The sequence below is a fragment of the Arthrobacter sp. YAF34 genome (assembly GCF_052113245.1).
Taxonomy (GTDB): Bacteria; Actinomycetota; Actinomycetes; order Actinomycetales; family Micrococcaceae; genus Arthrobacter.
Genome location: NZ_JBFRCV010000002.1, coordinates 293,942 through 305,970 on the forward strand (window position 1 = coordinate 293,942; position 12,029 = coordinate 305,970).

Annotated in this window: 11 protein-coding genes; all 11 read left to right on the plus strand. The window is 68.3% G+C overall.

Annotated features, from left to right (window positions below; genetic code table 11):
• Nucleotides 1–44 precede the first annotated feature (44 nt).
• The 11 genes from dxr to AB4Y72_RS03750 all read left to right on the plus strand — a co-directional run bounded on the left by dxr (nt 45) and on the right by AB4Y72_RS03750 (nt 12,013).
• The gene (dxr, locus tag AB4Y72_RS03700) at nt 45–1,229 is read left to right on the plus strand and encodes a 1-deoxy-D-xylulose-5-phosphate reductoisomerase (RefSeq protein WP_441424807.1); all 1,185 of its coding nucleotides are present in this window, start codon (nt 45–47) and stop codon (nt 1,227–1,229) included.
• A gap of 33 nt (nt 1,230–1,262) precedes the next feature.
• Nucleotides 1,263–2,594 carry a M50 family metallopeptidase gene (locus tag AB4Y72_RS03705; RefSeq protein WP_441424808.1) on the plus strand — a complete coding sequence of 444 codons (1,332 nt, stop codon included), beginning with the start codon at nt 1,263–1,265 and terminating at the stop codon, nt 2,592–2,594.
• 243 nt (nt 2,595–2,837) lie between these two features.
• A complete protein-coding gene (locus AB4Y72_RS03710; protein WP_441424809.1) occupies nt 2,838–3,572 on the plus strand; it encodes a MarR family transcriptional regulator in 735 nt (244 codons plus the stop codon).
• Entirely contained in the window at nt 3,569–4,192 is a 624-nt protein-coding gene (locus AB4Y72_RS03715; RefSeq protein ID WP_441424810.1) for a hypothetical protein, read from the plus strand. The genes AB4Y72_RS03710 and AB4Y72_RS03715 overlap by 4 nt, the downstream gene beginning before the upstream one ends.
• Nucleotides 4,193–4,249: 57 nt before the next feature.
• Nucleotides 4,250–4,543 (plus strand): YciI family protein, encoded by a 294-nt coding sequence (locus AB4Y72_RS03720; RefSeq protein WP_441424811.1) that lies wholly within the window; start codon nt 4,250–4,252, stop codon nt 4,541–4,543.
• A 61-nt stretch (nt 4,544–4,604) separates the two neighbouring features.
• The gene (ispG, locus tag AB4Y72_RS03725; RefSeq protein WP_091249715.1) at nt 4,605–5,771 is read left to right on the plus strand and encodes a flavodoxin-dependent (E)-4-hydroxy-3-methylbut-2-enyl-diphosphate synthase; all 1,167 of its coding nucleotides are present in this window, start codon (nt 4,605–4,607) and stop codon (nt 5,769–5,771) included.
• Nucleotides 5,734–6,621 carry a GNAT family N-acetyltransferase gene (locus tag AB4Y72_RS03730; RefSeq protein WP_441424963.1) on the plus strand — a complete coding sequence of 296 codons (888 nt, stop codon included), beginning with the start codon at nt 5,734–5,736 and terminating at the stop codon, nt 6,619–6,621. The genes ispG and AB4Y72_RS03730 overlap by 38 nt, the downstream gene beginning before the upstream one ends.
• A gap of 42 nt (nt 6,622–6,663) precedes the next feature.
• Entirely contained in the window at nt 6,664–7,443 is a 780-nt protein-coding gene (locus tag AB4Y72_RS03735; protein WP_441424812.1) for a hypothetical protein, read from the plus strand.
• A 434-nt stretch (nt 7,444–7,877) separates the two neighbouring features.
• Entirely contained in the window at nt 7,878–9,689 is a 1,812-nt protein-coding gene (locus AB4Y72_RS03740) for a proline--tRNA ligase (protein ID WP_441424813.1), read from the plus strand.
• Between the two features lie 19 nt (nt 9,690–9,708).
• Entirely contained in the window at nt 9,709–10,503 is a 795-nt protein-coding gene (locus tag AB4Y72_RS03745) for a sulfite exporter TauE/SafE family protein (protein WP_441424814.1), read from the plus strand.
• 100 nt (nt 10,504–10,603) lie between these two features.
• Nucleotides 10,604–12,013, plus strand: a complete 1,410-nt coding sequence (locus AB4Y72_RS03750) for a pyridoxal phosphate-dependent decarboxylase family protein (RefSeq protein ID WP_441424815.1) — start codon at nt 10,604–10,606, stop codon at nt 12,011–12,013.
• Nucleotides 12,014–12,029: the final 16 nt, after the last annotated feature.

Consider the following 12,029-nt stretch of genomic DNA (forward strand, 5'->3'; position numbering starts at 1 on the left):
CGGCGTCAACGTGCGGAGGGACGGCCGTGCGGGATACTTGAATCATGCAGCCGCGCAAGATCGTCCTCCTCGGGTCCACCGGTTCCATCGGCACACAGGCGCTTGACGTCGTCGACGGCGCCCCGCACCTTTTTGAGGTCGTGGCGCTCAGCGCCGGCGGCGGCAACCTCGAACTCCTGGCCCGGCAGGCCGTCCACACCCGCGCCCAGGCCGTCGGCGTCGCCGCCGGGGACGCGTCCGCCCTCCGGAACCTTATCGACGACGCCGCCCGCGCGGCGGGACTCATCGGCTACAGTCCCGAACTCTTCACGGGCCCGGAGGCCTCCACGCGGATCGCGGAAATCAGCGCCGACGTCGTCCTCAACGGCATCACCGGCTCCATCGGACTCGCCCCCACCCTGGCCGCCCTCGCCTCCGGCGCCACACTGGCGCTGGCCAACAAGGAGTCCCTGATCGTCGGCGGCGCGCTGGTCAAGGCGGCGGCACGGGAAGGCCAGATCGTCCCCGTGGATTCGGAGCATTCGGCGATTGCCCAATGCCTGCGCTCCGGCTCCGCCGCGGAAGTGGACCGGCTGGTCCTGACGGCGTCGGGCGGCCCGTTCCGCGGCAAGACCCGTGACGAACTGCACGACGTCTCGCCCCAGGACGCCCTGGCCCACCCAACGTGGGACATGGGCCTCATGGTCACCACCAATTCCGCCAGCCTCGTCAACAAGGGCCTGGAGGTGATCGAGGCGCACCTGCTCTTCGACATCCCGCTGGACAGGATCGACGTCGTGGTCCACCCGCAGTCCGTGGTGCACTCCATGGTCCAGTTCGTCGACGGGTCCACGATCGCCCAGGCCTCGCCGCCGGACATGCGCCTGCCCATCGCCCTCGGTCTCGGCTGGCCGGACCGCGTCCCCGGGTCCGCCCGGGCCTGCGACTGGACCAAGGCCACCAGCTGGACCTTTGAACCGCTGGACGCCACGGCGTTCCCTGCCGTCGGACTCGCCAAGGACGCGGCCCGGCGGGGGAGCACTTTCCCCGCCGTGTTCAACGCCGCGAATGAGGAAGCCGTGATGGCTTTCCACGCCGGGCGGATCCGGTTTACCGACATTGTCGATACCATCGAAGCCGTCCTCAGCGAACACACAGGATCCTCCGGGCTGACGGTGGAGTCCGTATTGGATGCTGAACGATGGGCACGTGCCCGCACTCACGAACGTTTAGCCGTCAGAAGCGTCTAGTTTGCCAGTTTTCAGGAAGCAGCAGATCACAGCATGAGTCCCGTCCTCCTCTTTATTCTCGGTGTCGTCTTCGTGGCGATCGGCATCGCCGTGTCCATCGCCCTCCATGAAGTGGGGCACCTGCTGCCGGCCAAGCTGTTCAAGGTCCGCGTGACCAAGTACATGATCGGTTTCGGGCCCACGGTCTGGTCGAGGAGGCGGGGCGAAACCGAGTACGGACTCAAAGCCATCCCGCTCGGCGGCTATGTGTCCATGATCGGGATGTACCCGCCGAACAAGGAAGACGGCACCGTCCGCCCGTCGAGCACCGGCATGTTCCAGTCCCTGGCATCCGATGCGCGCTCCCTGGCCCACGAGGAAATCGGTCCGGACGATGAGGGCCGGGTCTTCTACCAGCTGCCGGTCTGGAAGAAGATCATCATCATGCTCGGCGGCCCCGCGATGAACCTGCTGATCGGCGTCGTGCTGACCGGGGTGCTGCTAATGGGATTCGGCGTCGCCAGCCAGACCACCACCGTTGCCGATGTCTCCAAATGCCAGGTCAAGGCGGGCGAGACCGTGGACCCGAATTCCGCCGGCTGCAAGCTTACCCCTGCGGCGGCTGCCGGCCTCAAGCCGAACGACACCATCACGTCCTTCGACGGCAAGGCCGTCACCAGCTGGGACGAACTCACCGGCTGGATCCGCGCCTCGGCCGGCAAACAGGTCAGCATCACCGTCCAGCGCGACGGCGCCTCGGTCACCACCACCGTCACGCCGGTGCTCTCCGCCCGTCCGGTGATCGGTGCCGACGGCCGCCAGGCCAAGGACGGTGACGGAAAGCTCCAGTACCAGGACGTCGGGTTCCTGGGCATCGGGGCGCAGACGGCGCTTGTTCCGCAGCCGGCCTCCACCGTGCTGCCGATGGCGGGGGAGAACATCAAGCAGGTTGCCGGCGTGATCGTGAACCTGCCGGACCGCGTGGCCGGCGTGGCCAAGGCCGCCTTCAGCGAGGAGCCCCGGGACCCCAACGGCCCCATCAGCGTGGTCGGCGTGGGCCGCGTGGCCGGCGAGGTTGCTGCCATGGAGCAGGTCCCGCTGCAGTCGCGCTTCGCAGCCCTGATCGGCTTGCTGGCCGGGCTCAACTTCGCCCTCGCTATTTTCAACCTCGTTCCGCTCTTGCCGCTCGACGGCGGCCACGTGGCCGGCGCGCTGTACGAGGGTGCCCGCCGCCAGATCGCCAAACTCTTCGGCCGCCCGGACCCCGGCGCCTTCGATATCGCCAAACTGCTTCCGGTGACCTACGTGGTGGCCGTTCTGCTCATGGGCATGGGCGCCCTGCTGATCTATGCGGACATCGTCAAACCGGTGAACCTCTTCGGGTAGCCCTGCGGCCCGGGGGCACTTTGGCCCGGTCCGGCGGCAAAAGGGTCGACGGCGCCCGGCGTTTCGTGTCGAAGCGCCCCCGGACGGCGTCAGGGGAGTCCATCCCTGTCAGCCGGATCTCCTCCTCCTCTCCTCCGCCCAGCCCAATTCCACTGATGTTGATTTATAAGCTTATTTTAGCTGATTTCTAGTAATCAGTTGAAAGTGGTTGATTATTAAAGATCACCTCCCTAAGCTGGGGTCATGTACGTCATGACTATCGACCAGCGCGGCAGTACCGGCGACGTCGACCGGGTTCCCGGCCTCCTGAAAGAGCTGGGTCCGCTTTCCACCTCGGGGCGCTTTGAGCGCTCGGTGGGCGACGAGGTCCAGGGGGTCGTTGAGCGGCCCGACGAGGTCGTGGAGATTGCCCTGCATGCCTTGCGCAGCGGCCGCTGGTACGTCGGGATCGGGGTGGGGGAGGTGGACCAGCCGCTCCCTGCCAGTCCGCGGGAAGGTTCCGGCCCCGCCTTCGTGGCCGCCAGGGCCGCAGTTGACCGGGCCAAAGCCGCAGCCGCCCATGTGCCGCTCGCCGTGGTCGCCGGCGGCCGCGGGAGGGCCCGGACCGCCGGCGACCGCGCGGCCGGGTCGGCCCGCGCGTCCGGTGCGGGCCAAGCTGGGGCAGACAGCACGCAGGCCTGCGCCAACGCGGAGGCGGTGCTGCGACTCATTGGCCGCCTGGTCCAGGACCGGACCGCGGCGCAGTGGAAGGTGGTGGATGTGCTGCGCTCCGTGCGGCACGGACAGCCCAACGCCCCCGGCGGCCACGGCAGCCAAAAGGTTGCAGCGCAGAAACTCGGAATCACGGAGCAATCGGTGAGCCGCGCAGTCTCGCGCTCCGGCTGGCAGGAAGAATGGGCGGCGAGGCCGGCCGCCGAAATGCTGCTGTCCTTCGCCCACGACAGCACAGAGCACGACAGCACAGAAGGAGACCGGTGAACGCCCTCTGGATCACCCTCGCCATGCTTGTGGCCGGCTTCGTCGGCTGGCCGGTCACGGCCCTGGTCTTCGGGCTCGCCCGGACCATCGACGACCGGACCATCGACGGCCGGACCACGGACGGCCGGGCCATGGATGGCGGGACCCCGGACGGCCGGGCCCTGGGCGACGGCGGCGCCGGTTCGGCCGCTGGAGACGCCGCGGCGGAGGACCCCGCCGCTGACTCCACCGCCGACGTCGCGGATCCCCTGCAGACAGCGGAACCGGGGGAGCCTGCCGATGCGGTGTTGTCCGCAGCCCCCGCCACCCTGCCAGCCGCCGCCGATAACGCCGCCGATAACGCCGCCGATAACGCCGCAGACGATGCCGCGGTCAGCAACGCGCGCATCCTGCGGGGCGGCGCCATCATCGGCGTCCTGGAACGGTTTGCGGTGTGCCTGGCAATCCTGGCCGGCCAGCCCGTCGCCATCGCCTACGTCGTGGCCATCAAGGGCCTGGGCCGCTTCGCGGAGTTGAAGGCCACCCCGGTCGCCGCCGAGCGATTCATCATCGGAACCCTGACCTCCATGTTGTGGGCGGCCGGCGTCGCCGCCCTGGCCAAGGTCCTCGTCCTCGGCTGACCGCGTGCCGGGCCCGCCCGGATGGGAACCGGGCAAACAGGGCGATAGTGTATCCATATGACTGTTTTTGCTGTGGAGTACGTGTACGACGCCGATTCTTCCGAGGTCCGCGATGCCAGCCGCCCGGCACACCGTGAATGGACCGCGGAATTGGCCCGCGACGGCGCGCTGCTCGCAAGCGGCCCGTACGGGGACGGCGCAGGCGCGCTCCTGATCTTCAAGGCTGCCGACGAGGCGGCCCTGAACGAGCTTTTGCGCCAGGACCCGTTCGCGGCCGCCGGTGCTATCTCGGGCACCCGCACCACGGCGTGGGCTCCGGTGACCGGCCTCCTGGCCGGGCACGCCGCCTAGCCCGTTCCGTCCGCACCTGCTTTACCTCGATACCAAAGCTCGATACTAAAAGGGAGTCCATGTGACCTCGGTCAGCCTGGGAATGCCGTCAGCACCGCCCCCCGTCCTCGCCCCCCGCCGGAAGACGCGCCAGATCAAGGTGGGATCCGTGGGCGTCGGCTCCGACTCGCCCATCAGTGTCCAGTCCATGACCACGACGCCGACGACCGACATCAACGCCACGCTGCAGCAGATCGCGGAACTCACGGCTTCCGGCTGCGACATCGTGCGCGTCGCGTGCCCGTCCGCCGACGACGCGGAGGCGCTGCCCATCATCGCCAAGAAGTCCCAGATCCCGGTGATCGCGGACATCCACTTCCAGCCGAAGTACGTCTTCGCCGCGATCGAGGCCGGCTGCGCCGCCGTCCGCGTGAACCCGGGCAACATCCGCAAGTTCGATGACCAGGTCAAGGAAATCGCCCGGGCCGCCAAGGACCACGGCACCTCGATCCGGATCGGCGTCAACGCCGGCTCCCTGGAGCCGGGCATCCTGAAGAAATACGGCAAGGCCACGCCCGAAGCCCTCGTGGAATCCGCCGTCTGGGAAGCCTCGCTCTTCGAAGAGCACGGCTTCCACGACTTCAAGATCTCCGTCAAGCACAACGACCCCGTCATCATGGTCGCGGCCTACGAGATGCTCGCCGAAAAGGGCGACTGGCCGCTGCACCTCGGCGTCACCGAGGCCGGGCCGGCCTTCCAGGGCACCATCAAGTCAGCGACGGCGTTTGGCGCCCTGCTCTCGCGCGGGATCGGCGACACCATCCGCGTTTCCCTCTCGGCCCCGCCGGTCGAGGAAATCAAGGTGGGCAACCAGATCCTGCAGTCGCTCAACCTGCGGCCCCGCAAGCTCGAAATCGTCTCCTGCCCGTCCTGCGGGCGCGCCCAGGTGGACGTTTACACGCTGGCCGAACAGGTCACCGCGGGCCTGGAGGGCATGGAGATCCCGCTGCGCGTGGCCGTCATGGGCTGCGTCGTCAACGGTCCGGGCGAAGCCCGCGAGGCTGATCTCGGTGTTGCCTCGGGCAACGGCAAGGGCCAGATTTTCGTGAAGGGCGAGGTCATCAAGACTGTCCCGGAGGATCAAATTGTTGAGACACTGATCGAAGAGGCCATGCGTATCGCTGAAGAGATGGGGGACGCCGATGGCGAAGATGCTGTCAAGGGTAGCCCCGTGGTTAGCGTCTCGTAAGGACGGCGCCGATCCCGGCGTCGTCGTCCGCGTCCTGGGGGGCGCGGACACTGGACAGTTGCTGGCGCTGGCGCACAGGGACGCCGTCGCCAATGTCTTCATCCTCTCGCACCTGGAGTCTGCCGGCACGGCGTCCCCCACGGCCGCGGGCGCCAGCATCTTTGGCGTGTTCGACGGCGGGACGCTCCTTGGCGCCTGCTGGGCCGGCGCCAATCTGGTGCCTGTCGAGCTGGACCCCGACTTTGCCGGGCTCGTGGCCATGGCCGCGCACCGCTCCGGGCGCCGCTATGCCTCGATCTTCGGCCCGGCAGAATCCGTCCTGGCTGTCTACTCGGCACTGGAGCAGCTCGGCCAATCCGCCCACGAGGTCCGCGACGACCAGCCCCTGCTGACCATCACCGGGCCGGCCGCCGTCAGCCCCGAGCCCGGACTGGGCTTTGGCGAGCTGGCCGACTTTGACCGGATCCTGCCCGCGTGCGCAGCGATGTTCGAAGAAGAAGTGGGCTACTCGCCTTACCTTGGCGGCAGGGAGTATTACAGCCGGCGCGTGAAGAGTCTCATCCGCCAAGGCCATTCCCTCGTCCACCTCAACGCCGCCGGCGACGTGGTCTTCAAAGCCGAACTGGGCGCCGTCACGCCGGAAGTCACCCAGGTCCAGGGTGTCTGGATGAATCCCGAGTTCCGCGGACTGGGACTGAGCGCGGGCTACATGGCCGCCGTCGTCGTCCTCGCCCAGACCCTGGCACCGGTCACCAGCCTGTACGTCAACGACTTCAATACCAAAGCGCGCGCCACGTACGACCGGGTCGGCTTCCGCCAGGTGGGCACGTTCGCTACAGTGCTCTTTTAGCGGGCAGCTGCCGGCGAACAGCCGAGTTTTATTGGGGGAAACATGAAGACGTCCGCTCTGCGCATTGCCGGGGCCTCGGTAGTACTTGCCTGGGGAGCCGTGGGGTTGTCCGCGTGCGGCACTCCCGCCGGCTCGGACACAGCCAAGAGTCCGGAGGCGCGGGCTGCAAGCCCGGCTTCCAGCGCGCCGGCCACGCCTACGCCCACCCCCACGCCCACCCCGTCCCAGGCCAAGGTGTACACCAGCCAGGAATTGACGGACCTCGTGGCGCAGTTGAAGGACTCGAAGGGAAAGCCGCTGACCGTGATGTCGAGCGCCGATCTCAAGAAATCAATCGACCAGACAAAATCCGTGCTGGCATCGATCTCGGTGAAGCCCGCGGAGTGCGCGCCGCTGGCGCTTGGAAGCCAAGTGCCGTCGACCGAAGGCCTGGCGGTCGGGGCGGGGGCGGCCAGGGATGCTGCGACGGGCGCCGTTACGGCGGTCTCGCTGACGTCCGGGTCTGGCTCCAAGGTCCCGTCCCAGGGACTCGCCCGGCCCGATGTCTTCGCCAAGTGTTCACACCTGTCCGTCACGACGGCCGGCATGAAGGTCGACGTCAAGCTGACCAAGGTGGCCGGACTCGGCTCGAACCCGGCCACCATCGCGTACCGGACGGACTCCGCTCTCGCGGACGGCCAAAGGCAGTCCGCGATCACCGGCCTGGTGGTCCACAACGGCGTCCTCTTCACCGTCACCGCGTCCGGAGGCAGCAGCGAGGCCGATGCCGTGTCCAGGGCGGGCAAGCTGCTGGATCAGGCAACTGCGCTGGTGGGGAAGTAGCCAGTCGCCGCTGAGGAACCGGCCGGCACGAAGATGACGAAATTATCTGGGTGCAGACTCTTGATTCACGGCCCGGTGTCACATAGGTTCTACCTAGCCGTGTCGCACCGGCGTGAACACACTGCTTTGTATACCTCGGTATAAATTCCGGGGCAAGCGGCGCCTGGCGGCGACACCACGTAGCTCGCAGCCTAAGATCTGGGGCTGATGGGGCCACGGAGCCACGCCATGACGGGGATGACCAGCTGGAAACGGCCAGGGGCTTCCAGCAGTCATGGCGTGGCTCTTCCCGTCCTTGCTCGTCACGAGCGCGGCCGCCGGACGGTGGCGCGGCAGAACGTCGCGGTAAACGGGGGCCGTGCGGACGGTAGATTAGTATCTAGATGCTTTTCTTAGGCTTTGCCCGTACTTCCCCAGAAACGGATACCCCACCTGTGGTCCTTCGACTCTCCAAGCTGTTCCTGCGCACCCTGCGCGAAGATCCCGCCGACGCCGAGGTGGCCAGCCACCGGCTCCTGGTCCGGGCCGGTTACATCCGGCGGGCCGCGCCCGGCATCTACACCTGGTTGCCGCTGGGGCTGAGTGTGCTGCGCAAGGTGGAGCAGGTCATCCGCGAGGAAATGTCCGCCATCGGTGCGCAGGAAGTCCACTTTCCTGCCCTGCTGCCCAAGGAACCCTACGAGGTCACCAACCGCTGGACCGAGTACGGCGAGGGCATTTTCCGGCTCAAGGACCGCAAGGGCAACGACTACCTCCTGGCCCCCACGCACGAGGAAATGTTCACCCTGCTGGTCAAGGACCTGTACTCCTCGTACAAGGACCTGCCCCTGAGCATCTACCAGATCCAGAACAAGTACCGCGATGAGGCGCGTCCCCGGGCAGGCCTGCTGCGCGGCCGCGAGTTCATCATGAAGGATTCCTACTCCTTCGACGTCGACGACGCCGGCCTGGACGCCAGCTACGCGGCGCACCGCAGCGCGTACCTGAAGATTTTCGAGCGCCTCGGCCTTGAGGTCATTCCGGTGGCGGCCACCTCGGGTGCCATGGGAGGGTCCAAGAGCGAGGAATTCCTGCACCCCACCGAGATCGGCGAAGACACGTTCGTGCGTTCCGCCGGCGGTTACGCAGCCAACGTCGAGGCTGTGACTACTGTGGTCCCCGCGGAGATCGACTTCAGCAACGCCCCGGCCGCGGAAGTCCGCGACACCCCGGACACGCCGACGATCGAAACACTCGTGGACGCCGCCAACGCCCTTGTCCCGCGGGCCGAGGCCGACGGCGGCGCCTGGACTGCCGCTGACACCCTCAAGAACGTCGTCCTCGCCGTGACACTGCCGACCGGCGAACGCCAGATCGTCGTCATCGGCGTGCCCGGTGACCGCGGCGTCGACCTCAAGCGCGTTGAAGCGAACATCGGGTCCTTCCTGCCGATCGCCGGGGAGATCACCCTCGAAGCGGCCGGCGAGGAGGACCTGAAGAAGCAGCCGCTTCTCGTCAAGGGCTACATCGGCCCCGGGATGTCCCTCGACGCGCCCCTGCTGGGCTCCGAAGGCGCCGCCAAGCTGCTCTACCTCGTGGATCCCCGCGTCGTCAGCGGCAGCACCTGGATCACCGGCGCCAACGAGGCCGGCAAGCATGTCTTCGGCCTCGTCGCCGGACGCGACTTCGGCTGGGACGGCGTCATCGAAGCCACCGAGGTCCGCGCCGGTGACGAGGCCCCCGACGGTTCCGGTCCGCTGGAAACCGCCCGCGGCATCGAAATGGGCCACATCTTCCAGCTGGGCCGCAAGTACGCCGCCGCCCTCGACCTCAAGGTCCTGGACCAGAACGGCAAGCAGGTCGTGGTGACCATGGGCTCTTACGGCGTCGGGGTCACCCGCGCCGTCGCGGCCCTCGCCGAGTCCAACCACGACGACAAGGGCCTGGTCTGGCCGCGCGCGGTCGCCCCCGCCGACGTCCACGTGGTGGCTGTCGGCCGCGGCGAGGAAATCTTCGCCGCCGCCGAAAAGCTGTCCCTGGAGCTGGAAGCCGCCGGCCTCGACGTCATCTATGACGACCGCCCCAAGGTTTCCCCCGGCGTGAAGTTCGGCGACGCAGAGCTCGTCGGCGTGCCGACCATCCTCGCCGTCGGCCGCGGACTTGTGGACGGCGTGGTCGAGATCAAGGACCGGCGCAGCGGCAATGCCGAGAACGTCGCCGTTGACAAGGCTGTTGACTACGTGGTCAACGCCGTGGGCAACAGCTGATGCAGCGCAGTTTCAGGTAGTGGTCTCCGGACTAGAGTCGATCCAGCTCGGAACGGTCATCCTGATCGTCGTGGCCGGTCTTGCGGCGGGCTGGGTCGACGCCGTCGTGGGTGGCGGCGGACTCATCCAGCTCCCGGCGATGCTCCTGGTGCCAGGCATCAGCCCGGTCCAGGCGCTGGCGACCAACAAGATGGGCTCAATCTTCGGCACCACCACGAGTGCGGTGACCTATTACGGCCGGGTCCGGCCCGACTTGCGCACCGCCGTGCCCATGGCGGTGATCGCGATGGCGGGAAGTTTTGGCGGCGCGGTGCTGGCCGCCAACCTGCCGGCAAGCGTGTTCAAGCCGATCATCGTGGCCGCGCTGATCGCCGTCGCGCTGTTCACCGCCTTCCGGCCCAACGTCGGTGAGCTGACCAAGCTGCGCCACGCCGGGCACAGGCACTATGTGGTGGCCTGCCTGATCGGCGGCGTGATCGGCTTCTACGACGGCCTCATCGGGCCCGGAACCGGCTCGTTCCTCATCATCGCGCTCGTCTCGGCGATGGGCTACGCCTTCCTGGAAGCCAGCGCGAAGGCCAAGATCGTGAACGTGGCCACCAACGCCGGCGCCCTGCTGTTCTTCGTGCCGCACGGTGCCGTGCTGTGGGGGCTCGGACTGGTCCTCGGCATGGCGAACATGGCCGGCGGATATCTGGGCGCCCGGACTGCCGTCAAGCAGGGCAACAAGTTCATCCGGGTCGTCTTCCTTGCCGTCGTCGGCGCGCTGATCATCAAGCTCGGCTCGGACGTCTGGCACGACAACCTGGCCTAGGCACACGGGCACGGCACCCTGCCGCACCGCGGACCTGAGCCGGCGCGACAGGTCCTGCGGGGGACTCCCGGTCCGTTGGCACCGGGCGTAGCATGCAGCTATGTCAGCAGGCGAGGAACGCTACAGGGACGCCCTCGGGGCCGCGGCGGGGCACGCACGCCAGTGGCTCGAGAGCCAGGAAACACGCCGAATCGGGCCGCAGGTCACGGCGGCCGAGCTGGCCGCCGATTTCGGCGGTCCGCTGCCCAAGGAGGGCATGGCCGCCGCGGAGGTGGTGGACTATCTCGCGGCGAAGGCCGAACCCGGGCTGATGGCCATGCCGTCCGGACGGTTCTTCGGCTGGGTCATCGGCGGCACCCTGCCGGCGCCGCTGGCGGCGGACTGGCTGGTCAGTGCCTGGGACCAGAACGCCGGGCTGCGCTTCGCCACCCCGGCCACTGCCGCCATCGAGGAAGCCGCCGGAAAGTGGATCCTGGAGCTCCTGGACCTTCCCGAAGAGTCCGACGTCGGCTTTGCCACCGGCGCCACCATGGCCAATTTCACCGGGCTGGCCGCTGCCCGCTGGCGGCTCATGACCGACGCCGGCTGGGACCTCGACGGCGACGGGCTCGCCGGTGCGCCCAGGATCCGCTGCTTCGTCGGGCAGGAACGGCATGACACCATCGACCTCGGCCTGCGCTACCTGGGCCTCGGGCGTCCCGCCGTGGTGCCGTCCGACCGGCAGGGACGCATCATCCCGGCCGAGCTCGACTGCGCCCTGGACCTGGCGCTCAGTGCGGGGGAGGGCCGTCCGGTCCCGGCCCTCGTGTGCCTGCAGGCAGGCAACCTGCATTCGGGCGCCTTCGACCCCTTCGCCGAGGCGATCGCCGTCGCGAAAGCGCACGGCGCGTGGGTGCACGTGGACGGCGCCTTCGGGCTCTGGGCAGCGGCCGTGCCGGAACTGTCCGCCCTGACCGAGGGGCTCCGGCTGGCCGACTCGTGGGGCACGGATGCCCACAAGACCCTCAACGTGCCCTACGACTGCGGGATCGTCATCGTGCGTGACGCCCAGGCCCTGCGTTCGGCGATGGGGCTGCACACCAGCTACCTGATCCAGGCCGCGGACGGGGCCGGAGACCCCTTCGAGCGCGTGCCCGAGCTGTCCCGCCGGGCGCGCGGCGTGCCGGTGTGGGCGGCGCTGAAATCGCTGGGCCGCGACGGCGTGGCCGGCCAGGTCCGCACGCTGGTGCTGCGGGCCGCGCAGTTGGCGGAACTGCTCGGTGCGCTGGACGGCGTGGAAGTGCTCAACGACGTCGATTACACCCAGGTGTCCCTGGCGTTCGGGGATGACGCCGTGACGCGCGCCGTGACCGAGCGGATCATCGGCGACGGCCGGGTCTGGATGTCCGGTTCACGCTGGCAGGACCGCGATATCCTGCGGATTTCGGTGAGCAACTGGAGCACGGACGACGCCGACGTCAGGGTCGCCGTCGACGCCGTCCGGGATGCACTGGCGGCCGTGCGGGGCTAGCCGCGGAGGGCCTTCC

Bases quoted from the DNA above. Each gene is read 5' to 3' on its own strand.
- AB4Y72_RS03735 (WP_441424812.1), top strand. From the start codon at position 6,664: ATGAAGACGTCCGCTCTGCGCATTGCCGGGGCCTCGGTAGTACTTGCC.
- dxr (WP_441424807.1), top strand. From the start codon at position 45: ATGCAGCCGCGCAAGATCGTCCTCCTCGGGTCCACCGGTTCCATCGGC.
- AB4Y72_RS03720 (WP_441424811.1), top strand. From the start codon at position 4,250: ATGACTGTTTTTGCTGTGGAGTACGTGTACGACGCCGATTCTTCCGAG.
- AB4Y72_RS03705 (WP_441424808.1), top strand. From the start codon at position 1,263: ATGAGTCCCGTCCTCCTCTTTATTCTCGGTGTCGTCTTCGTGGCGATC.
- AB4Y72_RS03750 (WP_441424815.1), top strand. From the start codon at position 10,604: ATGTCAGCAGGCGAGGAACGCTACAGGGACGCCCTCGGGGCCGCGGCG.
- AB4Y72_RS03730 (WP_441424963.1), top strand. From the start codon at position 5,734: ATGCTGTCAAGGGTAGCCCCGTGGTTAGCGTCTCGTAAGGACGGCGCC.
- AB4Y72_RS03710 (WP_441424809.1), top strand. From the start codon at position 2,838: ATGTACGTCATGACTATCGACCAGCGCGGCAGTACCGGCGACGTCGAC.